This window comes from Bradyrhizobium sp. BRP23, from assembly GCF_020194135.1.
GTDB classification, from domain to species: Bacteria; Pseudomonadota; Alphaproteobacteria; order Rhizobiales; family Xanthobacteraceae; genus Bradyrhizobium; species Bradyrhizobium yuanmingense.
Window position 1 is genome coordinate 233,165 of sequence record NZ_JADYVW010000010.1, and the last position, 26,183, is coordinate 259,347.

Annotated in this window: 26 protein-coding genes; 12 read left to right on the forward strand and 14 right to left on the reverse strand. The window is 65.2% G+C overall.

Translation table 11 applies throughout. The features are described from left to right. Positions 1–36: 36 nt before the first annotated feature. Positions 37–312 carry a PsiF family protein gene (locus tag I6F24_RS26440; protein ID WP_225152170.1) on the reverse strand — a complete coding sequence of 92 codons (276 nt, stop codon included), beginning with the start codon at positions 310–312 and terminating at the stop codon, positions 37–39. Between the two features lie 200 nt (positions 313–512). On the opposite strand from I6F24_RS26440, the gene I6F24_RS26445 reads away from it, so the two are divergent. Then, positions 513–995 carry a hypothetical protein gene (locus I6F24_RS26445; protein ID WP_035996745.1) on the forward strand — a complete coding sequence of 161 codons (483 nt, stop codon included), beginning with the start codon at positions 513–515 and terminating at the stop codon, positions 993–995. A 113-nt stretch (positions 996–1,108) separates the two neighbouring features. Here the strand turns inward: I6F24_RS26445 and I6F24_RS26450 are convergent, their stop codons facing one another. Further along, the gene (locus I6F24_RS26450) at positions 1,109–1,657 is read right to left on the reverse strand and encodes a TetR/AcrR family transcriptional regulator (protein WP_035996748.1); all 549 of its coding nucleotides are present in this window, start codon (positions 1,655–1,657) and stop codon (positions 1,109–1,111) included. A 107-nt stretch (positions 1,658–1,764) separates the two neighbouring features. Between I6F24_RS26450 and I6F24_RS26455 the strand changes: the two genes are divergently transcribed. The 3 genes from I6F24_RS26455 to I6F24_RS26465 all read left to right on the forward strand — a co-directional run bounded on the left by I6F24_RS26455 (position 1,765) and on the right by I6F24_RS26465 (position 3,411). Beyond that, positions 1,765–2,193, forward strand: coding sequence for an acyl-CoA thioesterase (locus I6F24_RS26455; RefSeq protein ID WP_225152172.1), 429 nt, complete (start codon positions 1,765–1,767; stop codon positions 2,191–2,193). A 3-nt stretch (positions 2,194–2,196) separates the two neighbouring features. Further along, complete coding sequence (locus tag I6F24_RS26460; RefSeq protein ID WP_225152174.1) at positions 2,197–2,640, forward strand: PaaI family thioesterase; 444 nt, start codon at positions 2,197–2,199, stop codon at positions 2,638–2,640. Between the two features lie 111 nt (positions 2,641–2,751). Beyond that, entirely contained in the window at positions 2,752–3,411 is a 660-nt protein-coding gene (locus I6F24_RS26465; RefSeq protein ID WP_035996797.1) for a DsbA family protein, read from the forward strand. Positions 3,412–3,491: 80 nt separating this feature from the next. Here I6F24_RS26465 and I6F24_RS26470 read toward each other — a convergent pair whose 3' ends face one another. The 3 genes from I6F24_RS26470 to I6F24_RS26480 form a co-directional block, all read right to left on the reverse strand. Beyond that, the gene (locus I6F24_RS26470) at positions 3,492–3,698 is read right to left on the reverse strand and encodes a hypothetical protein (RefSeq protein ID WP_035996755.1); all 207 of its coding nucleotides are present in this window, start codon (positions 3,696–3,698) and stop codon (positions 3,492–3,494) included. Between the two features lie 80 nt (positions 3,699–3,778). Beyond that, complete coding sequence (locus I6F24_RS26475) at positions 3,779–4,849, reverse strand: phospholipase (protein WP_225152177.1); 1,071 nt, start codon at positions 4,847–4,849, stop codon at positions 3,779–3,781. 27 nt (positions 4,850–4,876) lie between these two features. Next, the gene (locus I6F24_RS26480) at positions 4,877–5,848 is read right to left on the reverse strand and encodes a S1C family serine protease (protein ID WP_225134285.1); all 972 of its coding nucleotides are present in this window, start codon (positions 5,846–5,848) and stop codon (positions 4,877–4,879) included. A gap of 264 nt (positions 5,849–6,112) precedes the next feature. On the opposite strand from I6F24_RS26480, the gene I6F24_RS26485 reads away from it, so the two are divergent. From I6F24_RS26485 to I6F24_RS26510, 6 genes are all read left to right on the forward strand, one after another. Next, positions 6,113–7,531 (forward strand): M20 family metallopeptidase, encoded by a 1,419-nt coding sequence (locus I6F24_RS26485; RefSeq protein WP_109142236.1) that lies wholly within the window; start codon positions 6,113–6,115, stop codon positions 7,529–7,531. A gap of 259 nt (positions 7,532–7,790) precedes the next feature. Then, the gene (locus I6F24_RS26490) at positions 7,791–9,581 is read left to right on the forward strand and encodes a peptide ABC transporter substrate-binding protein (RefSeq protein WP_035996767.1); all 1,791 of its coding nucleotides are present in this window, start codon (positions 7,791–7,793) and stop codon (positions 9,579–9,581) included. Positions 9,582–9,607: 26 nt separating this feature from the next. After that, a complete protein-coding gene (locus I6F24_RS26495) occupies positions 9,608–10,567 on the forward strand; it encodes an ABC transporter permease (protein WP_025033623.1) in 960 nt (319 codons plus the stop codon). Further along, complete coding sequence (locus I6F24_RS26500) at positions 10,533–11,450, forward strand: ABC transporter permease (protein ID WP_035996800.1); 918 nt, start codon at positions 10,533–10,535, stop codon at positions 11,448–11,450. Before I6F24_RS26495 ends, I6F24_RS26500 begins: the two co-directional genes overlap by 35 nt. After that, the gene (locus I6F24_RS26505) at positions 11,450–12,445 is read left to right on the forward strand and encodes an ABC transporter ATP-binding protein (RefSeq protein ID WP_035996773.1); all 996 of its coding nucleotides are present in this window, start codon (positions 11,450–11,452) and stop codon (positions 12,443–12,445) included. The genes I6F24_RS26500 and I6F24_RS26505 overlap by 1 nt, the downstream gene beginning before the upstream one ends. After that, the gene (locus I6F24_RS26510; protein WP_035996776.1) at positions 12,442–13,410 is read left to right on the forward strand and encodes a dipeptide ABC transporter ATP-binding protein; all 969 of its coding nucleotides are present in this window, start codon (positions 12,442–12,444) and stop codon (positions 13,408–13,410) included. Before I6F24_RS26505 ends, I6F24_RS26510 begins: the two co-directional genes overlap by 4 nt. A 29-nt stretch (positions 13,411–13,439) precedes the next feature. Here I6F24_RS26510 and I6F24_RS26515 read toward each other — a convergent pair whose 3' ends face one another. Both I6F24_RS26515 and I6F24_RS26520 read right to left on the reverse strand, forming a co-directional pair. Further along, a complete protein-coding gene (locus I6F24_RS26515; protein WP_225128544.1) occupies positions 13,440–15,344 on the reverse strand; it encodes a diguanylate cyclase in 1,905 nt (634 codons plus the stop codon). Positions 15,345–15,517: 173 nt separating this feature from the next. Further along, the gene (locus tag I6F24_RS26520; protein ID WP_036020706.1) at positions 15,518–15,739 is read right to left on the reverse strand and encodes a dodecin; all 222 of its coding nucleotides are present in this window, start codon (positions 15,737–15,739) and stop codon (positions 15,518–15,520) included. Between the two features lie 179 nt (positions 15,740–15,918). Between I6F24_RS26520 and I6F24_RS26525 the strand changes: the two genes are divergently transcribed. Further along, positions 15,919–16,800 (forward strand): DMT family transporter, encoded by an 882-nt coding sequence (locus tag I6F24_RS26525; RefSeq protein WP_225147405.1) that lies wholly within the window; start codon positions 15,919–15,921, stop codon positions 16,798–16,800. A 20-nt stretch (positions 16,801–16,820) separates the two neighbouring features. Here the strand turns inward: I6F24_RS26525 and I6F24_RS26530 are convergent, their stop codons facing one another. The 6 genes from I6F24_RS26530 to I6F24_RS26555 all read right to left on the reverse strand — a co-directional run bounded on the left by I6F24_RS26530 (position 16,821) and on the right by I6F24_RS26555 (position 24,363). After that, positions 16,821–17,378 carry an HNH endonuclease gene (locus I6F24_RS26530; protein ID WP_057028390.1) on the reverse strand — a complete coding sequence of 186 codons (558 nt, stop codon included), beginning with the start codon at positions 17,376–17,378 and terminating at the stop codon, positions 16,821–16,823. Between the two features lie 197 nt (positions 17,379–17,575). Next, positions 17,576–18,553, reverse strand: a complete 978-nt coding sequence (locus tag I6F24_RS26535) for a peptidyl-alpha-hydroxyglycine alpha-amidating lyase family protein (RefSeq protein ID WP_225152180.1) — start codon at positions 18,551–18,553, stop codon at positions 17,576–17,578. Between the two features lie 145 nt (positions 18,554–18,698). Further along, positions 18,699–20,462, reverse strand: coding sequence for an NAD(P)/FAD-dependent oxidoreductase (locus I6F24_RS26540; protein ID WP_225152182.1), 1,764 nt, complete (start codon positions 20,460–20,462; stop codon positions 18,699–18,701). A gap of 161 nt (positions 20,463–20,623) precedes the next feature. Continuing rightward, on the reverse strand, positions 20,624–22,150 hold the full coding sequence (locus I6F24_RS26545) for an acyl-CoA synthetase (RefSeq protein ID WP_225152222.1): 1,527 nt from the start codon (positions 22,148–22,150) through the stop codon (positions 20,624–20,626). A gap of 22 nt (positions 22,151–22,172) precedes the next feature. Then, the gene (locus tag I6F24_RS26550) at positions 22,173–23,354 is read right to left on the reverse strand and encodes an ABC transporter substrate-binding protein (RefSeq protein ID WP_035996813.1); all 1,182 of its coding nucleotides are present in this window, start codon (positions 23,352–23,354) and stop codon (positions 22,173–22,175) included. 34 nt (positions 23,355–23,388) lie between these two features. Continuing rightward, the gene (locus tag I6F24_RS26555; RefSeq protein ID WP_035996871.1) at positions 23,389–24,363 is read right to left on the reverse strand and encodes a nitronate monooxygenase family protein; all 975 of its coding nucleotides are present in this window, start codon (positions 24,361–24,363) and stop codon (positions 23,389–23,391) included. Positions 24,364–24,544: 181 nt separating this feature from the next. On the opposite strand from I6F24_RS26555, the gene I6F24_RS26560 reads away from it, so the two are divergent. Then, positions 24,545–25,432: a LysR family transcriptional regulator gene (locus I6F24_RS26560; RefSeq protein ID WP_225152184.1), complete on the forward strand. Its 888-nt coding sequence runs from the start codon at positions 24,545–24,547 to the stop codon at positions 25,430–25,432. Here the strand turns inward: I6F24_RS26560 and I6F24_RS26565 are convergent. Further along, positions 25,429–26,082 carry a DNA-3-methyladenine glycosylase 2 family protein gene (locus tag I6F24_RS26565; protein ID WP_225152186.1) on the reverse strand — a complete coding sequence of 218 codons (654 nt, stop codon included), beginning with the start codon at positions 26,080–26,082 and terminating at the stop codon, positions 25,429–25,431. The two genes, I6F24_RS26560 and I6F24_RS26565, sit on opposite strands and share 4 nt — an antisense overlap. Positions 26,083–26,183: the final 101 nt, after the last annotated feature.

A 26,183-nucleotide genomic window follows, 5' to 3' on the forward strand; every position in this document is an offset into this window, starting at 1 on the left:
GCCTTCCGCGGAGGCTCAGAAGGAATCCTGACGGGCTTATTTCTTGTCGGCTGCGGGAGCGGCGGCTGCGCTGCCGGCCTTCGCCTCCTTCTTGCATTCGCGACGGAATTTCTTGCGCTCCTTCCCCTTCAATCCCTTGGCATCCGCCTGCTTGGAGCATTCCAGCGATTCCGCCGATCGCTCCTTCGCGTTCTTCTCGGTCGCGGCAGCGGCATCAGTTTTGGCAGCCGGCGCGGCGGTCTGCGCGAAAGCGGTGCCGGTGACGAGCAGGGAGGCGAGAGCAACGGCGGCGAGGCGGGACGTGAAGGTCATGTGGTGCACTCTGCTTGCGAGAATTGCGAAGGGCTGGAACGTTGGCTCGCGTTGCTGAACGCGACATGAATGAGTTGAGCGGCAGGATCACTATATTTTGCCGGCGCAACCCATCGCATCCTTGTCGCAAGCGGCCGGCACGCTAGGATAGCAATCCTCAATTCACTTCCGTCGGGGAAGATCAAGCAGGAGACCCAGGGATGACCATTCAGACGAAATTGTTGTATGCGATCGCAGCGTCCGGTGTCGCGGCATTGCTGACGAGCGCGCCGGCACAGGCACTGACAGCGCAGGAGTGCAGCGCGAAGTACCAGGCCGCCAAGAAGGACGGCTCGCTCGGCACCATGAAGTGGAATGACTTCCGCAAGGCCCAATGCGGTGCCGATGCGACGCCCGCCGCTGCGCCGACAGCGGCTGCGCCCACAGCTCCCGCGGAGCCGAAGCAGGCCAAGAAGGAAGAGGCACCCGCCGCCGCGCCGGCCCTGCCGGCCGGTCCTGCGGTCTACCCAAACGCGGTCGATCCGAAATATGCCAAGGAGACGCCCGGCAAGGCGCGCCTGCACACCTGCGTCGACCAGTACAATGCCAACAAGTCCACCAACGGCAACGGCGGCTTGAAATGGATTCAGAAAGGCGGCGGCTATTACAGCGAATGCACCAAGAAGCTGAAGGGCGCCGCCTGAGCTTCGCATTGCTGCGAAGGCCGGAGCGACGCTCCGGCCGATTCGCCTGAAGTGTCGCGCATGATCTTGTCAGAACACCTGCGCTCACCCGGCCCTTGGGGTCCGGATCATGCTCAGTCGAGCAGCTTCTCGGCAGATTTCGCCACGAGCTGCGACCGCTTGCGCGGACCGCTCTCGACGAACAACAGGCTCTGGCCGAAGATGAAGCAGTAGAACAGAAAGGCCTGCGCGTCGGCCTCCTCGGCCGCAAGGCCGGTTGCGCGATAGAGGTCGCCGACGTGCCTGAGCCGCGCCGCGTCGACGCTCGCCACCGCCGCCGCGGCGTTGTCCTCCGATCGGGCCCATTGCCGGATCGCGAGCTCGATCGCCATCCCTTCTGGATTGAGCCGCTCGGAATAAAGCTGGATCACCGCCTTCAGCCGCTCGCGGGGCGCTTGTCCGTCGAGGCTCGTCTGCTGCGCGATCGCGGCGATGCGGCCCTTGCGCCAGGCTTCGAGCATGGCCTCGAGCAGTGCGGCGCGGTCGGCGAAGCGCCGGTAGAAGCCGCCCTTGGTGACGCCGAGATTCTTGGCGAGCACCTCGACCCGCACGCCCTCCACCCCCGCGCGGGCGAGCTCGGCAAACCCAGCCTCGACCCAGACGTCGCCCTTGCCGTCGCTCATGAAGAAAGCCTCACCCGGTCTTGATACGGTGCCGTATTGCTAACGTGACACGGGTTTGATACGCTACCGTATCAACGAGCAAGGACGAAGTTGCGGGAGGAAATGCGATGGAGCAGGAGGCGACCTATCGCGGCACGGTCTATCCGTGGCAATGCGACCATGTCGGGCACCTGAACATCATGTGGTATGTCGGCAAGTTCGACGAGGCCAATTGGAATCTGTTCGCTCGTCTCGGCCTGACGCCGAGCTATTTGCGCATCTCCGGCCGCGGCATGGCCGCGGTGCAGCAGAACATCGCCTACAAGCGCGAGCTGCTCGCTGGCGACATCGTCGAGATCCGCAGCCATCTGCTCGAGATCAGGGACAAGTCGATCCGCTTCCGGCACGACATGACGAATGCGGAGACCGGCGAGCTCGCGGCGACGTGCGAGATCACCGGCGTGCACATGGACCGTCAGCTCCGCAAGGCCGCCCCGTTCGCCGATTGCATTCGCGAAGCTGCCTTGAAGCATCTTGCCGAACCAGCCGAGGTGTGAGCCATGACCGCATTCGAGCCGAAAAACCCGGGCTATCGCGCGGCGGCCATCGCCATGTTCGATGCCCAACCGGCCATGCGCACGCTCGGTATCGTGATCGTCCGGCTCGCGCCGGGCGAGGTCGAGCTGGCGATGCTGCATGCGCCGGCCCTCACGCAGCAGAATGGTTTCATCCATGCCGGCATCATCACGGCCGGGCTCGACAACGCCTGCGGCGTTGCGGCCTTCAGCTTGATGCCGGCGGAGGCCGGTATCCTCACCGTCGAATTCAAGACCACGCTGCTCGCGCCTGCCCGCGGCGAGCGTTTCGTCTTCAGGGCCGAAGTGGTCAAGCCCGGCCGCACGCTGACCTTCTGCGAGGCAAAGGCCTACGCCGAGCATGACGGCAAGACCACGCTGATCGCCATGATGAGCGGGACCTTGATGGCGATGCTGCCGGCGGCTTAGTCGAGCCGGACGCGATTCGCGTGGCAATCGCGCCCGCGGCATTCTATATGACCCGTAACAATGACCGGTGCGCGGGCGTATATCCGCAAGACGGGACCGGAACGGGACGATATGACTGGATTTGGGAATAATGGCCTTGGGCCGAGCCGGCGCGCGGCCTTGACGCTGATCGGAGCGGGCGCTCTCGCCGTGGGTGGGATCGTTTCGGCGCGCGCCGCCACCGGCGATGACGAGGTGCTGACCGAAGCCAAGGTGCTGCGCGATCCCGACACGCCGGTCGCAGGCAATCCCGACGGCAACATCACCATCGTCGAATGGTCCGACTACAATTGTCCCTATTGCCGCAAGCTCGAGCCCGAGCTGCGCCAGGTGGTGCAGGATGACGGCAAGGTGCGGCTGGTCATGAAGGACTGGCCGATCCTCGGGCCGGTTTCGGTCACCGCGGCGCGGAGCGCGCTGGCGGCCAAGTTCCAGGGCAAGTATCACCAGGCCCATGACGCCCTGATCGGCGTCAGCTCGCGCCTGACCGAGCCGCGCATCAACGAGCTGCTCGCGGCTGCCGGGGTCGACATGGACCGCTTGAAGCGCGATCTCACCGGCCACGCCAAGGACATCGACGCCATCCTCAAGCGCAACAACGAGCAGGCTGAAGCTTTCGGCTTCCAGGGCACCCCGTCCTTCATCGTCGGCAAGTATCGCGTGCCCGGCGTGCTCAGCATGACCGAGTTCGAGCAGGTCATCGCCGACGCCCGCAAGGCCAAGATGAACTGAGCCGGCGATATTTCAGGACGCAATACAAAGGCGCCGTCGCGGGTCTGCGACGGCGCCTCGTTCATGTCGATCGGACGAAATTACTTCGACGAGATCCGGACCCAGTCCTTGTGCGCGCGATCGCGCAGCGCATCCCAATCGGCCTTGGCGACGTCCCAGTTCACGATCGTTCGGTTGGTGGTCGCGATGTCGCCTTTGGCGACTGACGACGTCTGCATGGAATCATAGACGTAGACGCCGCCCGCAAGCAGCAACGCGCCCAGGATCATTCCGAAAAAAGTCTGCATGGCGAACCTCCGGTGACGGGCGATAACGTCGGCCCGGGGTGATGGTTCCGCGACTATGCGGCGCATCCAAGTGAGATTGTTCATTCTCCATTCAGCCACTCCATCAGCTCCGCATTGATCTCGCGCGGATAGGTGTGGCTGAGGTCGTCGATCTCTCGATAGGTGACTTGGGCACCGGCGGCGGACAGCGCCGCCTGCGTCTGCCGTGCGGTCTGCACCGGAAACATCCAGTCGAGCTTGCCGTGAGTGATGAAGACCGGCAAGCCTTGCAGGCGCGTTGCGTCGGCCATCTCCGCCATCAGCGGATGGAAGGTCGCCGCAACCGGGGCGAGATGCGTGAAGGGCGAGGCGCCGTCGAGGCCGGTGACGTAGCAGAAGGTGCCGCCGTCGCTCATGCCGGTCAGCAGCATGCGCGAGGGGTCGATGCGCCAGCGGCCGCGTACAGTATCGATGATGCGCATGAGGTTCGGTGTGTCGGTGTCGTCGCCCATCAGCGCCCAGGTCGGGCCGGTCGCGGTCGGCGCCACCAGGATCGCCCCGAGAGTGCGGGCGTCGCGGAGCCAGCTCCACAGAAAGCCGCGTCCGTTGCCGCTGCCGCCATGCAGCGCCATCACCAGCGGCATGGCACGCTCGGGCGCATAATATTCGGGGACATAGACCGAGAAGCCGCCGCGGCTGCCAGGCTCGTTGTGGTCGTGGAAGATGCCGGTATCTTCGCCCGCGCTGGCTTGGAGCCGCGACAACAAATCCGCATTGTCGCGATTGGCGGCGTTGAGGAAGAAGCTGCTCACCGGCGGAAACTGCGCCGCCAGCGGATAAAGCGCCTCCTGCGCGCGCGGGACATGGCGCAGCGCGCGGAACACCGCGACGAGATCGCCATGGCCACGCTCGACCTCACGAATGCCGGCAAAGGCAGCGAGCGTCTCGCCGCAGGCGCGATCGAGCCGGTCGCGCAAGCCTCCGAACTGCTCCGGCCATTCCCCGATTGCGCCGTGCGCCGTCTGCAGCGCCTCGTCCGGCGTGCCGATCGCATCCATCACCGAGGCGAAGGCCGGTGGATGCAGATGCCGCTGGAAGAAGCCGAGCGCTTCCAGCGCATTGAGCAGCGGCGGCAGCACGGCCACGATGTCGTCCACCACGGCCTCGGTCATCGCCTGCTTTCCTCAAAGCCTTTTGGATCAGTGCAGCTTCGGTGCCTTCAGGAGCTTGAAGCGATCGGTCGACGTCACGGTGACGTCGAAGGTGACGCCTTCATGATGAACGGTGAGCGGCACGTCGACGCCGGCGGCGCCGAGCGCCCACATTTTCTTGTAGAAGGCGGTCTGGCTCGTCACCCTGTCACCGTTCACGGCGAGAATGACGTCGCCGGTCTTGAGCTCGGCGCGGGCGGCCGGGCCATTGGCGGAGATCCCGATCACCACCACGCGGTTGTCGATCTCGGTCGAGTAGAGTCCGAGCCAGGGTCGTGCCGGCTTGTTGACGCGGCCGAACTTGCGCAAGTCCTCCAGGACCGGCTTCAGAAGGTCGATCGGCACGATCATGTTGACGTGCTCGGCATCGCCGTCACGTTCGCGATCGAGCTGGAGCGAGCCGATGCCGATCAGCTCTCCGCGTTCGTTGAGCAGTGCCGTGCCGCCCCAGTTCGGATGCGCGGGAGCGGTGAAGATGGCCTCGTCCAGCAGATATTCCCAGTAACCGGCGAATTCCTGCTTGGCCACGATCTGGCTCGCGACCGAGCGCGTACGTCCGCCGGCGCCGCCGACCACGACGCGGTCGCCGATCCGTGTCGCCGCCGACGAGCCGAGCGGCAGCGGCGCAATGTCGAGCTGGCCGAGCGCCTGCACCAGCCCGAACCCGGTCTCGGAATCGAAGCCGAGCGCATGGCCCTCCACCACGCGTCCGTCGGCACGGTGCAGCCAGACCGATTCAGCCTCGGTGATGAGATAGCCTATCGTGAGCACGAGGCCGTCGTCGATCACGACGCCGTTGCCGGCGCGTTCGGTGCCCAGCGTCTCGGCGCTGAAGGCGTCCGGAGGAATGATGGCGTGCAGGCCGACGACGGAGCCGAGCGCGCGGTCGAGATCGAAATCGTAATCGCTCGCCCGCGGCTGGTTCGCCGGCGGCACCCTCCATTCGGTCACAGTGCTCATGGAGTTCTCCTGGCTGAGAGCATCGCTCCGGCAAGGCTGGCGGAGCGACGCGCGAAGCACGCCTAATTTAGGCCGGAGCAGGCCGTCTTGAAAGCCTCGTTCCCAACTATTCGGGAGAACGCCGCGTGAAATCTTGGAAAGGCCCGGAAACACATCGTCATCTGATCCGGCGCATGGCTGCTGTCCGGCGCAGTGCTAGGCGCCGTGCAGTGAAGCTGCTAACCATTGCCGCCTCGTTTGACCAAGGGATCACGGACGACAAGCATGGACAACCGCAGCGACATCTGGCGTGGCATCGACACGATCAAGGCACGCTTCATCGACCTCAGCGACAGGGTCTGGGGCATGCCTGAGGTCTGCTACACCGAGGCGCGGTCCGCCGCCGAGCATCTCGCCGAGCTCCGTCATCAGGGCTTCCGCATCACCGAGAACGTCGCCGGCATCCCGACTGCGCTGATCGGCGAGTGGGGCGAGGGCGGTCCGGTCATTGCCTTCATGGGCGAGTACGATGCGCTGCCGGGCCTCAGCCAGGAGGCGGGTGTCGCCGAGCATCGCCCGATCGAGACCGGCGGCCATGGCCATGGCTGCGGTCACAACCTGCTCGGTTCCGCAGCGCTGCTCGCCGCGACCGCGGTGAAGGACTGGCTGGCCGAGAACAAGGTGCCCGGCCGCGTGCGCTATTACGGCTGTCCGGCGGAGGAAGGCGGCGCGGCCAAGGCCTTCATGGTGCGCTCCGGCGCGTTCGAGGACGCCGACATCGCCATCACCTGGCACCCGCACAGCTTCTGGGAGGTGGCGGTAACGCCCTCGCTTGCGAATACGCGCGCGGATTTCATCTTCACCGGCCGCACTTCGCATGCGGCGGCCTCGCCGCATCTCGGCCGTTCGGCGCTCGATGCGGTGGAATTGATGAATGTCGGCGTGAACTACATGCGCGAGCACATGCCGAGCGACGCGCGCGTGCACTATGCCCTGCTCGACACCGGCGGCATCGCGCCGAACGTGGTGCAGGCCCATGCCCGCGTGCGCTATTCGATCCGCGCGCGCGATCTTCCCGGCATGAACGAGTTGGTCGAGCGTGTGTCCAAGATCGCGCAAGGCGCGGCGTTGATGACCGAGACCAAGGTCGAAATGAAGATCATCTCCGCGGTCTCCAACATCCTGCCGAACACGCCGCTGGAACAGGCGCTGCATCAGGTCATGGAAGAGCTCGGACCGCCGCATTTCGACGATGCGGACAAGAGCTTTGCCGGCCAGATCCGTGCGACCTTGAGCGACAAGGATATCGCCTCGGTCTATTACGCGATCGGCATGGAGCCGACCGATCGGCCGCTGGCCGACTTCCTGGTACCGCTCGATGCCAAGCGCAACCCGCTGGTCGGCTCGACCGATGTCGGCGACGTGAGCTGGGTGGTGCCGACCGTGCAGGTGCACGCACCGACGGTTGCAATCGGCACGCCCTTCCACACCTGGCAGGTGGTGGCGCAGGGCAAGAGCCCGCACGCGCACAAGGCCATGGTGCAGGCCGCCAAGGCGATGGCAGGTCTCGGCATCAAGGCGTTGACGGAACCGGAGCTGATCAAGGTTGCCAAGGCGGATCTCCAGACGCGGACGGCCCGCACTCCTTACGTCTGTCCGTTGCCGGATCACGTCGCGCCGCCGCTCGACATGTCCGTGGCGTAGGAATTCGCCTCGATACTTCGTCTGATCCAGCGAACAAATTTTCCGCAGTGCAGCGCGCAATCCAGCAGATTTTGATGCTGAATTGCCGAACGGATGGGCTGCGGAGCGCAATTTTGCCCAACGGACAGCCAATAGACCGTTTGCATACACACGGTCCCAGTTGACGTGCACCCCATTCGGTGTGCCATCTACCGCCAGCCAAACCCGGCGGTCGCGAGCGGCCGCCTGCATCCATGTCGGAACCAGACGGGGGACAACCATGCTGGACAAAGAGCTGCGTTCGATGATCGGTCAGGTGAAGGACGGGCGGATGGACCGCCGCGCCTTCGTCAAGCGCCTCGCCGCGGTCGGTCTCACCGCTCCCCTCGCCAACCAGCTCCTCGCGCTCGGCGGCGTTGCCATGGCGCAGAGCCCCGCGGTCTACAAGCCGACCAAGCGCGGGGGTGGCGGTCCTCTCAAGGTGCTGTGGTGGCAGGGGCCGACGCTGCTCAATCCTCATTTCGCCACCGGCACCAAGGACCAGGACGGATCGCGGCTTTTCTACGAACCGCTCGCCAGCTGGGACGCCGACGGCAATCTCAACCCGATCCTCGCGGCAGAGATTCCCTCGCTTGCAAACGGCGGTCTCGCCGCCGATGCCAAATCGGTGGTCTGGAAAATCAAGCCGGGAGTCAAATGGCACGATGGCAAGCCGCTGACTGCCGACGACTTCGTGTTCACCTGGCAATACGCCAGCGATCCCGCCACGGCTGCCGTCAGCATCAGCACCTATGGTGACATCACTGTCGAGAAGGTCAGCGATCTTTCGATTCGCATCCTGTTCAAGACCCCGACGCCGTTCTGGGCCAACGCGTTCGTCGGCGCTTATGGATGCGTTCTCCCCAAGCATCTGTTTGCCGACTACAAAGGCTCGAAGTCCCGCGAGGCGCCGAACAATCTTGCCCCGGTGGGCACCGGTCCCTACAAGTTCGTCGAGTTCAAGCCGGGCGATGTGGTCCGCGGCGAGCTCAATCCCGACTATCACATGCCCAACCGTCCGCATTTCGACACGATCGAGATGAAGGGCGGCGGCGATGCCGTCTCGGCGGCGCGCGCGGTGATCCAGACCGGCGAATTCGATTTCGCCTGGAACATGCAGGTCGAAGACGACGTGCTGCTGCGTCTGGAGAAGGGCGGCAAGGGCAAGACCGTCTATGCCACCGGCGGCGACATCGAGTTCATTGCGATCAATTTCACCGATCCGAACACTGAGATCGACGGCGAACGGTCCTCGATGAAGACCAAGCACCCGATCTTCTCCGATCCGAACGTGCGCAAGGCGCTCGCCCTGCTCGTCGACCGCGACTCCGTCAAGAAGGCGATCTATGGTCGGGCCGGCCGCACCACGGCCAACTACCTCAACGGCCCCGAGAAGTTCGTCTCCAAGAACACCTCGTGGGAGTTCAACATCGAGAAGGCGTCGAAGATGCTCGATGACGCCGGCTGGAAGGTCGGCGCCGACGGCATCCGCGAGAAGGACGGCAAGAAATTCAAGCTTCTGTACCAGACCTCGACCAACGGTCCGCGCCAGAAGACCCAGGCCATCGTCAAGCAGGCCTGTCAGAAGGCCGGCATCGACGTGGAGCTGAAATCGGTCGTCGCCTCGGTCTTCTTCTCGTCTGACGTCGCCAACCCGGACACCTATCCGAAGTTCTATGCCGACATCGAGGAGTTCCAGATCCCGATGACGCAGCCCGATCCGGCCCTGCACATGCGGCGCTACATCTCCGCCAATGTGGCCACCAAGGAGAACAAATGGCAGGGGCAGAACTTCCCGCGCTACGTCAACAAGGAGTATGATGACGCCATTGCTGCGGCTGAGACCGAGACCGATCCAGTCAAGCGCGCCGCGCTCTACATCAAGTGCAACGACCTGTTGTGGCAGGACACCGTGTTCATTCCGGTGATGCATCGCCTGCTGGTGGATGCCTGCTCCAACACGTTGCGGCCGGCGCTCTCGGGCTGGGCCAATCGGACCGATAACCTTCAGGACTGGTACCGGGAGGCATGAGCGCAGGCTAGACGGGATTCTTCCCTATGAGTCAGTATGTCCTGCGTCGCCTCCTGATCGCCGTTCCGAGCCTGCTGGCGATTTCGCTGGTGCTGTTCGTCGTGCTTGCGCTCGCGCCCGGCGATCCGTTCTCCGAACTGGCCACCAATCCGAACGTGCCGCCCGAAGTGCAGGCGGCACTCCGGGCCAAGTTCGGTCTCGACGACCCGATCTACCTCCGCTACCTGCACTGGCTCAACGCCATGCTGCACGGCGACTGGGGCTTCTCCTTCGTCAGCCGGATGAACGTCGACACGCTGATCCTCCAGCGCCTGCCCGCCACGCTCTACGTGATCGGCTCGGCGCAGATCCTGGCGCTGCTGATCGCGATTCCGGTCGGCGTCTATGCCGCGACCAGGCCGTATTCGCTGTTCGACCAGATCGCGAATACGCTCGCCTTCGTCGGCTTCTCGCTGCCGACCTTCTTCACCGGCATCCTGTTCATCCTGATCTTCTCGGTCACGCTGGACTGGCTGCCTTTCGTCTACACCACCGACATCAAGGCCACCGGCATCCGCTGGGTGCTGGAGATGATCCGTCAGGCGATCATGCCGGTGGCGGTGCTCGGCCTGTTCCAAGCGGCGTCGATGACGCGCTTCGTGCGCTCGGCGATGCTCGACGTCATCCGGCTCGACTACGTCACCACGGCGCGGGCCAAGGGCCTCGGCCAGACCACGGTGATCATCAAGCACGTGATGCGCAACGCCATGATTCCCGTGGTCACGCTGATCGCGTTGCAGATGCCCGCGGTGTTCGGCGGCGCCATCGTCACCGAGCAGATCTTCCGCATTCCCGGCATCGGCTCGCTGCTGATCTCCTCCATCCTTTCCAACGACACGCCGGTGGTGATGGCCGTCACCTTCGTCTTCGCGTGCCTCGTGGTGCTGTTCAATCTGATCGCGGACGTGCTTTATGGCTGGCTTGACCCTCGCATCTCCCTCCGCTGAGCGGCGCGCCTATTCGCCCTGGCGCGAAGCATGGCGGCGTTACAGCCGCCACCGGCTCGCGGTGGTCAGCGCTGTCCTGCTCCTCATCCTGGTGCTGGCCGTCGTGCTTGGGCCGTTCGTGTGGCGTGTGAAGATCAACGAGATCGACATCGTCGCGGGCCTGCAGGGTCCGTCGCTCGCCCATCCCTTCGGCACCGACGATCTCGGCCAGGACATTCTGGCGCGCATGATCTATGGCGGCCGCATCTCGCTCGCGGTCGGGCTCGCCGCGATGCTGGTCGCTGTCATCATCGGCACAGTGATCGGCGCGCTCGCCGGTATGTCGCGCGGCGCGCTCGGACACGGATTGATGTGGCTCACCGACCTGTTCCTGTCGCTGCCGCAGCTGCCACTGCTGCTGCTGCTGATCTATCTGTTCCGCGACGGGCTGAAGCAGGTGTTCGGGCCCGAAGGCGGCATCTTCATCTTGATCGTGCTCGTGATCGGAGGTCTGCGCTGGATGCCGGTGGCGCGGCTGGTGCGTGCCCAGTTCTTGTCGCTCCGCGAAAAGGAGTTCGTCGAAGCCGCCCGTGCGCTCGGTGCCAGTCCGGTGCGGCAGGTGGTACGGCACATCCTGCCCAATGCGGTCGGCCCGGTGATCATCGCCGGTACCATCGACGTCGCCGCCGCGATCATCGCGGAATCGACGCTGTCCTTCCTCGGCCTCGGCTTCCCGCCGGATACCCCGACCTGGGGCCGGCTGCTGTTTGACGCCAAGGATTTTCTCGACATCGGCCCGCACTGGGCGCTGTTTCCGGGCGGCGCGATCTTCGTCGCGGTGGTGGCCATCAACTTCATCGGCGACGGTCTGCGCGACGCGCTCGATGCGCGACGGGTGATCTGATGGCGCCGCTGCTCGAGATCAAGGGCCTGAAAACCCACTTCTCCACGGACGACGGCATCCTCCAGGCCGTCGACGGTGTCGACATCTCCATCAACAAGGGCGAGACGCTCTGCGTCGTCGGCGAATCCGGCTGCGGCAAGACCGTGACCGCGATGTCGATCCTGAAGCTGATCGCAATGCCGCCGGGCCGGATCGCGGCGGGCCAGATCATCTTCGAGGGGCGCGATCTGGTGCCGCTGACCAGCAACCAGCTCGACGAGATCAGGGCGAAGGAGATCGGCTTCATCTTCCAGGAGCCGATGACCTCGCTCAATCCGGTGCTCACCATCGGCGAGCAGATCGCCGAGAGCCTGCGACGGCACGAAGCGGTGACCAGGAAGCAGGCGCTCGAGCGCACCATCGAGATGCTGAAACTGGTGCAGATCCCGAACGCCGAAGGCCGCGTGCACAATTATCCGCATCAGTTTTCCGGCGGCATGCGCCAGCGCGTGATGATCGCGATGGCGCTCGCCTGCAAGCCGAAGCTGATCATCGCCGACGAGCCCACCACCGCGCTCGACGTCACCATCCAGGCGCAGATCCTCGACCTCTTGCAGGACATGAAGGACCGCTTCGGCATGGCGGTGATGCTGATCACCCATGCCATGGGCGTCGTCGCCGAGACCGCGCAGCGCGTCGTCGTGATGTATGCCGGCAAGGTGGTGGAGGAGGCGCCCGTCGACGATCTCTTCGGCGATCCCCGTCACCCCTATACGCAAGGCTTGATCCGCTCGATTCCGCGCATCGATCTCGACAGCGAGCACAAGACGCGGCTCGAGGCGATCGGCGGCTCTGTGCCGATCCTGATCAACCCGCCGGCCGGCTGCCGCTTCGCGCCGCGCTGCAAGTTCGCCATGAATGTCTGCACCGAGAAGGAGCCGCTGCTGCGCGAGATCGCGCCCGGTCACCGCATGGCCTGTCATCTCGGAGATACCAGCGTGGGAGCCGCGTCATGAGCGAGCCCTTGCTCCGCGTCAGCGGCCTGAAGAAACATTTCCCGGTGCTCGGCGGCCTCTTGTCGCGCCAGGTCGGCACCGTCTATGCGGTCGACGGCGTGTCGTTCTCGGTCAACCGCGGCGAGACGCTCGGCCTCGTCGGCGAATCCGGTTGCGGCAAGTCGACGACCGGGCGCTGCGTGCTGCGCCTGATCGAGCCGACCGACGGCGAGGTCACCTTCGACGGCCAGGACGTACGCAAGCTCGGCGGCAACGATCTGCGCGCGATGCGGCGGAACATGCAACTGGTGTTCCAGGATCCGTTCGCCTCGCTCAATCCGCGCATGACGGTCGGGGCCATTCTCGGCGAGGCCTTTACCATCCACAATCTCGCCTCCTCCTCGAAAGAGCGCGAGGAGCGCGTTGCGGGACTTCTGGTCAAGGTCGGGCTCAAGGCCGAGCACATGCGGCGCTATCCGCATGAATTCTCCGGCGGCCAGCGCCAGCGCATCGTGATCGCGCGCGCGCTCGCGGTCGAGCCGAAGCTGATCGTCTGCGACGAGCCGGTCTCCGCGCTCGACGTGTCGATCCAGGCCCAGGTCATCAACCTGCTGGAGGACCTTCAGGCCGAGCTGAACCTGACCTATCTGTTCGTCGCGCACGATCTCTCGGTGGTCGAGCACATCTCCGACCGCGTGGCGGTGATGTATCTCGGCCGCATCGTCGAGCTCGCGAAAGCCAGCGACCTCTACCGCAACCCGCAGCATCCCTACACCAGGGCGCTACTGTCGGCGGTGCCGGTGCCAGATCCAAAACTCAAGCGCGAGCGCATCCGCCTCAAGGGCGACGTGCCGAGCCCGATGAAGCCGCCCTCCGGGTGTCACTTCCACACCCGCTGCCCGATCGCCCAGCCACGCTGCGCGGAAAGCGCGCCGCCGCTGAAGGAGGGCGCGGGCGGCCATTTCGTGGCGTGCCATCTGGCGTAGTGCTATGAATCCGTAGACGGCCGATCAGCTCACGCGCTTTTCGCGGGCCATGCTATCACCTGGCCCGACATCACCAGCCGGTCTCGGCCGCTCTCCTTGGCGACGTAGAGCGCACGGTCGGCGGCGGCGACCAGCGTACTAGAGTCCATCGCGGTCTGGGACGGAAGAGCCGCGGCGCCGCCGATGCTCGCAGTCACCAGCCGCGAAGGCGGATTTTGCGCGTGCAGCATGGCGAGATCGAGCAGCGCCTGGCGAATCGCTTCGCCGACCTCGGCGCAGCCTTCAGGACCGGTGTTCGGCAGCAGCACGGCGAATTCCTCGCCGCCATAGCGCGCCGCGAGGTCGGCCGGACGCCTGGCCTGGGCGGATAAAATCCGGGCCAGCGCGCGCAGGCAGGCGTCGCCCGCCAGATGCCCATAGAGATCGTTGAATTTCTTGAAATGATCGACATCGATCAGTAGCAGCGAGAGCTGGGTTCCGTCGCGCCGAGCCCGCGCCCATTCGTCGGCAAGGTGGTCGTCGAAGGCGCGACGGTTGGCGAGGCCGGTGAGACCGTCAGTGATTGCCAGCGAGGCGAGCCTGTCCTGAAGATCCTTCTGCTCGGTCATGTCGCGCACGACCGCGACGACGCCGTCGATCACGCCGCTGTCGGACGCCACGGTGACGTGTAGCGCCGCCTCGGCCCAGATCTCGCCTTTGTCGCGATGACGCTGCCGATAGACGAACCGCGCTTCCTCCGCCTCGCCATTCTTCAGCGCGGCGATGGCCTGCTCAACTCGTTCCATGTCGTCGGCGTGAATGCCGGCCAGGGCCGAGGTGCCCATCAGTTCTTCGGCCGACCAGCCGGTGATGCGCGCGCAGGAGGGAGAGACGTAGAGCAACCGGTTATCCAGCCCGATGCGGGTCACCATGTCGCTGGATTGCTCGGCCAGCAGGCGGAAATTGGCTTCCTTGGCGACCAGGGCCTGTGCCGTGCGCTGCCGCTGCAGCAACTGACGGACCAGATAGTAGCCGATCACCGCGATCAAGAGGACGAGTCCGAGGACGAAGCTCATGCGTGCTGCTGCCGCGCGTCGCCAGGGGGCGAGCACGTCGGCCTGCGACTTGCTCGCCAGCACCATCAGGGGATAGCGGCTGCTGCGCTGGTAGTAGCTCAGCCGCTGCGCGCCATCGAGCGGCGATTTGAAGTAATAGACCGCCGCGGCGGGGCGGCTTTTCCAGCTTCTGAACAAGGGCGCATCGGACAGGTCGCGTCCGACGAAGGCGCCGCTCTCGTCACGGCTGCGCGCCAGCATGATGCCGCTGTCGTTGAGCAGAGATGCCGAGCCGTTCGGCCCGATGTCGAACCGCTCGTAGAATTTGACGAAATAGCTGACGTCGATCGTGAGCAGGGCGACGCCGGCGAAGCCGCCGTCGGAATCGTTGATCCGACGGGATGCGGTGACGATCCACTGACCGCCGGAGCGGCTCTTGACGGGTCGCCCGATCAGCGTGCCCGTGTCCGTAGAATCGCGATGGCGTTGGAAATATTCACGGTCGCTGTTGTTGAGCTTGGAGAAATCGAGGTGCTCCGTCGTGGCGAGCCAGCGGCCGGTCGCATCATAGATGAAGATGCCGCGGATGCGTTCCGATGATTTGCGGGTGGGCAGATAGGCCTGGAGCTTCATGATCGTGTCCGGGCCCATCCCGTCGATCTCGAGCCGGTGGACCAGCCCGACGAGAATCGTATCGGCAAGCTCGAACGTGTCGTCCGCGTGCTGGATCAGCGACTGAGCGAGGTTGGTGACGTCGATTTCGGCGTTCCTCAGATCGGCGTTGCGCGCCTCCCATTCGCGCCACGCACTCAGGCCGAGGATAGCCACGCAAGTCAGCACGACGAATCCGGCCGCCCAGAGCGGAAGGCGCGTCTTGCCGAGTTCGCGGCTTGTGACCATCAGGCTTGCTCCAAATCGGAGCAAACCTCTCACTTTCACCTTAACGGCCTGTTGCAATATCCGCGATGATTGTGCGGGGTCCGTACTGGACCGGGAACATGGCCGACATCGAGTTCCACTCTCGTCGGCCCGCGTTCATCATGGTGCCGCGGCGCGATGGGCGGCCTGACGTCTCATCCTTCCAACGTGAAGCCGACGCGCAGCGTCACCTGAAAATGACGCACGGCGCCGTTCTCGACATGGCCGCGCGTTTGCACGACCTCGAACCATCTTATTTCGCGAACGGTCTTGGAGGCGCGGCTGATAGCGTTCTTGATCGCATCCTCGATCGAGGTCTCGGATGACCCGACGAGGTCCAGGATCTTGTAGACGTGATCGTGCTCGGCTGTGGGCATGGCCTTCCCTCATTTGGTATCTTGCCATCCGAAAAAATGCGTATGGCGGAACGTGCGCAGGCGAGCGTGCCTGGCCCACGGTCTGAACGGTCGTGGAAGCTTCGGGTTCCTTGCTCCGCGATGGCCCGCATGCACCAGGCGAGGTGGAGCGGCCGGCGCCGGCCTGCTAAGCGCTGGGGATGGACACGGCGCGACGCGACAGGACGATCGGCTCTCTCTGCCTGTGCGTAACGGCGTTCGGCTGGGCTTTGAACTGGCCGCTGATGAAGCTGCTGCTGCAGCAATGGCCGCCTTTGTTCGCGCGCGGCCTTGCGGGTGTTTGCGCCTCGCTCATTCTCGGCACCCTGGTGCTGATCCGGAAGGAATCCTTCGCCGTCCCGCGCGAGGCGGTGCCGCGCCTCTTGTTTGCGACCTTCACCAACGTCTTGGCCTGGATGGGTCTCGGCACGGTCGCGATGAAATATGTGAGCGTGAGTGAGGGCGCGCTGCTCGCCTATACGATGCCGATCTGGGCGATGCTGTTCGCCTGGCCGGTGCTGCACACGCGGCCGGCGCGACGAGATGTTCTCGGGCTTGTCCTCGGCATTGCCGGCGTCACGCTGCTCCTGAGCGGCGACGGTCTTGCGTTCAGCACCGACAAGCTGGTCGGCATTGCGCTCGCACTGCTCTGCGCCATCCTGTTCGCGCTCGGCAATGTGCTCAACCGCAAGCCGCTGCCGATGCCGCCGCTGGTCGTCGTCGCCTGGCAGGTCGGGCTGGGCTGCGCCACGATGCTGGTCCTCGGCGTGCTGTTCGAGCGCCCTGACGTCACCGCCATCACTCCGCTGGGGCTCGGCTGCTTCGTCTACATGACGCTGGTGCCGATGGGCCTCTGCTACGTCACCTGGTTCGAGACGCTGCGCCGTCTGCCCCCAACCACGGCGTCGACCGGCATGCTGATCGTGCCCGTGATCGGCGTCGTCTCAGCGGCGATCATTCTCGGCGAGCCGCTCGGCTATCGCGAATGGACGGCGATGGCGCTCACGCTCGGCGGCGTGACGCTGGCGTTGCAGCGGGGGTAGCAGAGCGCGCTGACTCGCACCTACGGATCCAGCTCCGTATCCCAGTACAGATAGTCCAGCCAGCTGTCGTGCAGATAGTTCGGCGGAAACAGCCGGCCGTTGCGGTGGAGCTGGTGCACGGTCGGTGCGAACGCCGTCTGGCGCGGAAACATTTTGGACTGCGCCGGTGTGAGATTGCCCTTGCGCAAATTACACGGCGAGCACGCCGCGACCACGTTCTCCCAGGTGGTCTGGCCGCCTTTGCTGCGCGGGATGATGTGATCGAAGGTGAGGTCTTCGGGCGAGCCGCAATATTGGCAGGCGAAACGATCGCGCAGGAAGACGTTGAAGCGGGTGAAGGCGGGGTGGGTGGTCGGCTTGACGAAGGATTTGAGCGAGACGACGCTGGGCAGCTGCATTTCCAGCGTGGGACTTCGAACCGCCTGATCGTAATGTGCGACGATGTTGACGCGGTCGAGGAACACCGCCTTGATCGCGTCTTGCCACGACCACAACGACAGTGGGTAGTAACTCAGCGGCCGGAAGTCCGCATTCAGCACCAACACCGGCCAACTGCCTTGCGAGACATGTGCGTTCAAGTAACGCTCCCGGCCTCCAATATACGCTGCGAAGCAGCATGTAGTGACATACTACATGCAGCGTGACGGGATTGTGAAGCCCGTTGAGCGACTTATTCAAGCGCAAGCAATGCGGCGGCGGGGTGGCAAACGTGCTCAAAAAGCCGCGATCCGGGGGCGCGGAACCGCCCCAGCGTGGGCTGCCGTTGCCATGGCAGCTACTCCCGTACCCGCTCCAGCTTCTGCAGGCAGCGCGTCGCGCGCACCGCGGCCGGCATCTCCTCGTCCGGAAAGCTGGTCGTCCAATTGGTGACGCCGACCTCGCCGACATAGATGTCACCCCTTGAGTCGAGTGCGAGCCCATGCGGCGCGAGGAATTTGCCGCTGGCAACGCCCGGGCCCTCCTCGCCGCCAAGCCGTGCGATGCGTTTGCCCTGTGCATCGACGATCGACAGCCGCGGACCGAGATTGGGCACATTGCGGTTGATGGCAAGGCCGGGGCCGAGCTCGCCGATGATGAAGGTCGGGCTGTTGGCCCCGCCGCAGCAGCACAGCGCGCAGGGCCGGTGCAGATTGTTCCACTGCGTCTCGTATTTGCCCTCGCCGTCGAACACCTGGACGCGGTGGTTCTCGCGATCGGCGACATAGACCCAGCCGTCGGCATCGGTGGCGATATTGTGCACGATGTTGAACTGACCGGGATCAGTGCCCGGCTCGCCCCAGCTCTTGATCAGCTTGCCGTCAGGCGTGAATTTGTGCACGCGCGCATTGCCATAGCCGTCGGAGACGTAGATCTCGCCCTTCGGCGACAGCGCGGTGTGGGTGCAGCGGTGGAACGGCTCGCCGCTCATGAACGGCGCCGGCTTTGCAGGAATGCCGATCGTCAGCAGCACCTTGCCGTCAGTGGTGCATTTGCGCACGGTATGGTCGCCGTCGTCGGTGCAATAGAGATTGTCGTCGGCGTCGATATGCAGGCCGTGCGCGCGGGAAAACAGTCCTTCGCCCCAACTGCGCAGGAAATTGCCGTCGCGGTCCAGCACCACCATCGGGTGGGCGCCGCGGTTGAAGACGTAGACGCGGTCCTTGCTGTCGACCGCGACCGAGGCGACGTCGGTGAGTTGCCAGCCGTCCGGCAATTTCGCGAAGTTGTCGACGACGCGGTAGCGGTGCTCGCCGGTGCCGAGAATGGCTGGCATTGATCTCTCCTCTTGTCATTCCGGGGCGCGCGAAGCGTGACCTATGATGCGCAATTGCGCATCTGAGAATCCATTGGGCAGCATACTCTGTGGTTAGATGGATTCCGGGTTCGCGCTTCGCGCGCCCCGGAATGACGAGCTGTAGCTATATTCGTGCCAAAATCCCTTCCTCGATCGCCTTGATCTGCAGCGCCAGATATTTCGAGTTGATCCGGCATTGCGCCAGGCTCCCGGCGATGAACCAGAGGCCGGGCTGCCTGGTGCGCGCATACATGTTGCGCAGCTCGAAGCCGTCGCCAAAACCCCAGATCGGCCCGACGCGGTCGGCGATGCCGTCGCCGAACAGCTTGCGCACCAGATATTCCTGCGGCTTGTAGCCGGTCGAGAGCACGACCAGGTCGGCGGTAATGATCGAGCCGTCCTTCATCCGCGCGCCCTCAGCGTTGAAGCTTTCGATGTCGGAGAACTGCCTGAGGCTGATCTTGCCCTCGACGATCAGGTTGGAGCAGCCGACGTTGAAGTAATAGCCGCCGCCGCGGGTGAGGTATTTGAACTGCCAGCCGGTGCCGGCTTCGCCGAAATCGAGCTTGAAGCCGACGCGCGCGAGGCCGTCGAGCAGCTCCTTGTCGAGCTGCTTGGATTGCTCGGTCAGCATCACATGCGTCTTCTTCGCGAGGGGCGTCGGCATCGAGGCCGCAATCAGATCGTTGTCCTCGAGCGTGCCCTCGTTGTAGGTCGCATAAGCGAGCTGCGCCGACGGTTCGATATTGGTCACGAGTGTGGGCGAGCGCTGCACCAGCGTCACCTCGGCGCCGCTGGAATGAAGATCCTGCGCGATGTCGTGACCGCTGTTGCCGGTGCCGAGGACGATGGCGCGCTTGCCGGTCCAGTTCTCGCCGTCCTCGTAGCCGCTGGAATGCACCAGCGTCCCCTTGAAATTGTCGAGGGTCGCAATGTCGGGAATGTTGGCGATGCCGCTGACGCCGGTCGCCATGATCACATGGCGCGGATGCATGGTGCGCTTGCTGCCGTCGGCGCGCCGCAGCGTGACGGTCCAGTGGCCCTTGGCCTCGTCATAGGCGCCGCCCTCGAACTCGGTGCCGGTCCAGAAGTTCAGCTCCATCGCATCGACATAGGCCTCGAACCAGTTGGCGAGCTTGTCCTTGGGGATATAGACCGGCCAGTTCGGCGGAAACGGCATATAGGGCAGGTGATTCACCTGCACCTGGTTGTGCAGGGTCAGCGCGTGATAGCGCTTGCGCCAATTGTCGCCGATCCGCATCTCGCGATCGACGATCAGGGTGTCGACCTTCAGCTGCTTCAGCCGCGCGGCAATCGCGAGCCCGGCCTGGCCACCGCCGACCACCAGCACGGCCGGATCGTGATCGGCATAGGCGCGCGCAGCGTTGCGCTGGTCGAGCCAGTTCGGCCCGCGGAAGTCGCGCGAATAGGCCTGGCCGCGCGGGCACGAGGTGCCGAGCTGTTCCTCGAAGCCCTTGAGTTCGTCGAGCGCGGTCAGCAGCGTCCAGGCCTTCAGGCGGTCGCCGTCGGCAGTATCAGGCACGAGCCGTACGATGCCGTTGCCGCGACCGAGCGCGGTCTCGAAGTTGAAAATCGCCTCGATGCAGTTGGTGCCGGCCCGCGTCACCCAGCGCGGCGGGGCCCGGTTCGGAGCGAGCTTGAAACTGATCGGCTCTGCCTTGGACGCGAGCACGGCCAGCGCTTGCGCAATCGTCTCGCGCCCGGCGAGCGTTTGCAGGTTCCAGCTCAGCGCCAGCACGTCGCGCCAGAAGCCGTCGGCGAGGAAGAGCGGGCCCAGCGTCGCGGGATCAGGTCTGCTTAAGGTGCGCTCGAAGTCGTCGAGCCAGGCCTGTGCGGCGATGGAAATATCCTGCGTCCGGTCCAGCATGCGCGACCTCATGGCCGTCTTCGCGGCGTTTCCTCAGAACGAACGCTATACGGTTTCGCCGCCCGCCAAAAGCCGCGGACCTGAGCGAGGCCGGCATGCGGCCCTGCCCGGACGGAATATGGCCCGGAATTCCGCGCGTGCGGACGCCGCCGGAGAACGGCTTAAGCGCCGCCCGGCCTCCGGTCCGCCCAATAGGGGTCGCGCAGCTTGCGCTTGAAGATCTTTCCGGTTGCCTCGCGGGGCAGCGCATCCAGGAACTTGACCTCCTTCGGCACCTTGAAGTTGGCCAGACGCTCGCGCAGATAAGCCTGCACCGCGGCGGCGGAGAGCTGCTCGACCCTGTCGGGCTCGATGCAGGCGCACAGCCGCTCGCCATATTCCGCGTCCGGAATGCCGAACACGGCGCAATCGCGCACGCCGGGCATCGCGATCAACACGTTCTCGATCTCGGCGGGATAGATGTTGACGCCGCCCGAGATCACCATGTCGCGCTTGCGGTCGCAGAGGAACAGATAGCCGTCCTCATCGAGATAGCCGACATCGCCGACGCTGACGAGACCGTCGCGCCCGGCCTCGGCGCGCGCCTGCGCCTTGCCGTGATAGTCGAAATCCGGCACCGCGGTCTGGCGCATGTAGATCTCGCCGACCTCACCAGCATCGCAGAGGCTGCCGTCGTCGCGAAAGATCTTGACGATGCCACCTTCGATGGCGCGGCCGACCGTGCCGGGCTTCTTCAGCGCCTCTTCGGCCGAGTGGCAGACCGGGATGCCGGTCTCAGTCGAGCCGAAATATTCGTTGATGACCGGTCCCCACCACTCGATCATCGCCCGCTTCACCTCGGGCGGGCAGGGCGCCGCGCCGTGCACGACGAAGCGCAGCGACGACAGGTCGTAGCGCTGCCTGACCGCTTCGGGCAGGCGCAGCAGACGGACGAACATGGTCGGCACCATGTGGATATGCGTCACACGGTGGCGCTCGATCAGCGCCAGCAGCTCCTCGGCGTCGAACCGCGGCTGAAGCACGATGGTGCAGCCGTTGCGGAAGGCCATCATGCCGTAGGAATGCGGCGCCGAGTGATACATCGGACCGTTGATCAGCACGACCTGGTCCTCGCGCGGCTTGATGCCGTAGGCGATCGCGCCGACGCGCTCCGAGGCGGCGGCCTGCTCCGGCGGCATCGGCATGCGCCGCACGCCCTTCGGCATGCCTGTGGTCCCCGACGTGTAGATCATCGCCGCGGCCCGGCGCGGCGGCTCCTCTGTTTCCGTGTGGCCGTCGCGCCAGCGGTCCCAATCGGTCAGGCCCGAAGAGACCTCGGTCAGCTCACGGGGAATGGCGAAGGTCGCCGCCAGCTCGGGCGGGGTTGCGACCACGAGCAGGCGGACATCCTCCGGAATGCCGCCGCGGATTTGTGGCAGCAGGTCGGCGTGGCAGATCAGGATCTTCGCGCCACTGTCGGTCAGGATGTAGCGGACCTCCTCGGCCTTCAGGTGCCAGTTGATCGGCACCACGGGGCTGCCCAGTGCGGCCGAGGCCGCGACCACCTCGAACAAGGTGAAGTCGTTGCGCAGCAACATGGCAACCGGCGCACCTTCGGCAAGGCCGAGGGTGCGCAGCCCGCTCGCCGCGCGTCTGATGCGCGCCTGGATCTCGTCATGGCCGATCCGGCGTTCGCCGCTGATGATCATGGTCATTCCCATTCCGTTGGAGTCAGCGATCGTCCAGCACGTCGCCGAAGCCGACCCAGCTCTTGCCGTTGAAGCGCCGCAGCTGCAGCTGCTGGAACGGCAGATAGTCGTCGGCGGCGGTGCTGACGGATATGCCGGGCAGCAGCAGCGGCAGCTTCACCTCTTTCAGCGAGGCGGACTGGCGCATGATGTTGTCGCGGCTGAAATCGTCCTTGCACGCCTTCAGTACCGTCATCAGGAGCGTCGCGTAATGGTAGCCGGCCGCATAGTTGGAGTTGGAGAGGTCCGCGTTCGGCATGTACTGCTTCATGAAGGCGAAATACTCCTTCACGCCGGGATCGCTGGCCCATTGCGGGTCCATCGTGTCCTTCTGGTTGCTCGACGAGATCAGGCCGACGGCGTTGTCGAGCCCGGCCGGCTCCAGGAACGAGATCGACGAGGCCGAGGTCGGCACGAAGAACAGCTCGGGCTTCCAGCCGAGCTCGGCGACGCCCTTGATCATCTGCGAGGTGAACTTGCCGAGCACGACGCCGAACAGCACGTCGGCGCCCGATGCCTTCAGGGTCGAGAGCTGCGAGCTGATCGTCGGCGCGCTGGTCTCGTAGGTCGCTTCCGCAACGATCATGCCGGCAGCCTTGTCGCCGAGCGCGCGCTTGAAGCCGGCGACGTAGTCGCGGCCGAAATCGTCGTTCTGGGAGAGGATGGCGATCTTGGCGCCCGGCTTGGTGCGCAGCACGTGCTTGGCATAGACCACGCCTTCGGATTCATAGGCGGCCATGCCGGGCATGGTCCATGGATATTTCTGCGGATCGGCCCATTTGGTCGCGCCGGAAAGCACGAACAGCTGCGGCACCTTCTTGCCGTTGAGGTAGCGATGCACGGCGCTGTTGGTGGCGGTGCCGAGCGAGCCGAACAGCATCAGCACTTCGTCCTGCTCCACCAGCTTGCGGGTCTGCTCGACCGTCTTCGGCGGCGAGTAGGCATCGTCCAGCGTGATGAACTTGACCTTGCGGCCGTTGATGCCGCCTTCGGCATTGATCTTCTCGAAGAACGCCTCCTGCGTGCGGCCGATCGCGCCGAAGCCGGAGGCCGGGCCGCTATAGGGCAGGGTCTGTCCGATCCGGATCTCCGTGCCTTCGGCGTGGGTGCTGTCCGTGGCGAGCGCCAACAGGGACAGACCGATCAGTGCGGCTGCCAGCTTCATGATATCCTCCCGTTTGTCTTGTCAGTTGGAGACGTCAGGCGCTGACGCGCATCAGGAAATCCTGCCTCGCCTGATCGAATTCACGCTTCATGCGGTCGACGAGCTCCGCAACGGGCGGGGCATCGGTGATCTGGCCGATGCCCTGGCCCGATCCCCAGATGTCGCGCCACGCCTTGGATTTCATGTTGCCGCCGGAGCCGAAATTCATCTTCGATTTGTCGGCGGCGGGGAGGTTGTCCGGATCGAGGCCGGCGGCAGCGATCGACGGACCGAGATAATTGCCGTGCACGCCGGTGAACAGGTTGGTGTAGACGATGTCGTGCGCGGCGTGCTGCGTCAGCGCCGATTTGTAGGCTTGGTCGGCATTGGCTTCCTGCGTCGCGATGAAGCGCGTGCCCATATAGGCGAGGTCGGCGCCCAGCGTCAGCGCCGAGGCGATGCCATAGCCGTCGCTGATCGCGCCCGACAGCAGGACGGCGCCGTCAAACCATTGCTTGACCTCGCGCACCAGCGCAAAGGGCGACAGCGTGCCGGCGTGCCCGCCCGCGCCGGCGCAGACCAGGATCAGGCCGTCGACGCCCTGCTCGGCCGCTTTGCGCGCGTGCTTGACGTTGATGACGTCGTGGAACACCAGTCCGCCATAGGAATGCGCGGCCTCGACGATCTCCGCCGGCGGCCGCAGCGAGGTGATGATGATCGGCGCCTTGTGCTTGACGCAGGTCTCCATGTCCTTCATCAGCCGGTCGTTGGAGGCATGGCAGATCTGGTTGACGGCGTAGGGCGCGACCTTCTTGCCGGGATTGCGCGATTTGTACTCGCCGAGCTCGTCCTCGATCCGGCTCAGCCATTCGCCGAGCTTCTCGACCGGACGGGCATTGAGCGCGGGAAAGGAGCCGACGACGCCCGCCTTGCACTGGGCGATCACCAGTTCCGGGCCGGAGACGATGAACAGCGGCGAGCCGACCACGGGCAGCTCGAGCGAATCCTTCAAGAGATTGGGCAGTGCCATCATGTCCTCCCGAAACGCGGCCCCGCCGGCGGGCGGATCACGAGGCGTTTCCGTTTTGATTGTCGCGCGGGCGGATGGGCCGCCCGTGGCCGCGGATTTGATCCCATTATAAGGTTGGACGGCGCCGCCCGGGCCGTTCAATAATGAACGGACGATCATTCAGGTATGAACAGGGCCGCCGATGGATTGGGACCTTTGCAAGACCTTCGTCGCGGTCGCCGATACCGGCAGCTTCACCGCCGCCGCCCGCCGCCTGCACACCAGCCATCCCACCGTCAGCCGCAAGATCGCGGCGCTGGAAGCCCAGCTCGGCACCAGATTGGTGGCGCGGGCTGCCGATGGCCTGGCGCTGACCGCGGATGGACGGACCTTGCGCGAGCACGCCGAGGCCATGGCGGCCGCAGCGCTGCGGGCCGAAACCGCAGTGGCGGCGGGTGGACACAAGGCGCGCGGCATCGTCAAGCTGTCGATCGGCGCGACGCTGGCCTCGCACTGGCTGATGCCGCGCTTGCCAGCCTTCCTGCGCGCGCACGATCATATCCAGCTCGAGATCATCACCCATCCATTTCCGGCGAGCGTGCGCCGGCGTGAGGCGGACGTGGTGCTGCGGCCCTTCGATACCGGGGAGGAGAACCTGGTCGGCCGCAAGATCGGCCGTCTCGGCACCGGCTTCTATGCCTCGCGCGATTATGCCGCCGGGCGGTCCCTGCCGGAAAGGCGCGGCGATTGGAAGGAGCACAGCGTCATCGGCTTCGCCGACCAGACGTCCAATGCGCAGCTTGCGCGCTGGAGCGACGTCGTCACGCGGCAGGCAAGGGTGGCGATGCGCTGCTCGTCCCAGGGGGACATGCTGGCGGCGGTCCGCGCCGGCATCGGAATCTCCGCGCTGTCGTGCTTCGTCGCCGAAGCCTATTCCGATCTCGTGCGCGTCGCCCCGCAGAAGCTCGCCAGCGTTGCGGATCTCTGGCTGCTGGCCCATCCCGACCTCGTCGAGCTGCCGGCGGTGCGCGCCGTAATCGAATTCGTCGCCGAATGCGCCCGGGCCGACCGCGCGCGGCTGCGCGGTTAGCCCGATTCCGCGAGCACGCCCTCACGCTTCTTCACCGCGCGGTAATAGCTCCACCACAGATGCGCCGCCGCACCGCGCAGCGGACGCCAGGGCTCGGCAATCGGCGCCATCTGCTTCTCCGTCGGCCGCGCCTTGAGGCCGAGGCCGATACGGATGCCTTCCTGCACGGCGAGGTCGCCGGCCGGCCAGGCATCGCCGTGGCCGAGGCAGAACAACAGGTAGACGTCGGCCGTCCAGGGGCCGATGCCCGGCAGCGCGATCAGGGTGTGATGCGCCGCGTCGGCATCCTCCTCCGCGAGCACGTCGAGGTTCAGCCGCTGCGCGGCGATCTCGCGGGCGAGATGCTTGAGCGTCTTGATCTTGGCGGCGGAGAGGCCGAGCCGCCCCAGGCGGTCGGCGCGGGCGCGGCGCACGGCGTCATGGTCGAGCGGATCGAATGCGGCCGACAGCCGCCCCCAGATCGCCGCGGCGCTCGCGGTGGAGAGCTGCTGCCCGCAGACGATGTGCGCGAGCCCCGTAAACCCCGGCTCGCGCCGCCGCAACGCCGGCATGCCCGCGATCTCGAGCACGGGCTTGAGCCGCGGATCGCGCTTGATCAGCGCGTGGACGGCCTCTTCGAGATCGGACTGGGTTTCGAGGTGGATGGTCATGGCGGGCGGGTTCTCTCCAGCGTCATGGCGGGCTTGTCCCGGCCATCCACGTCTTTCTCACCGCGAGGCACTGTGTAGCATGAGCGGTGATCGTGGTGTTT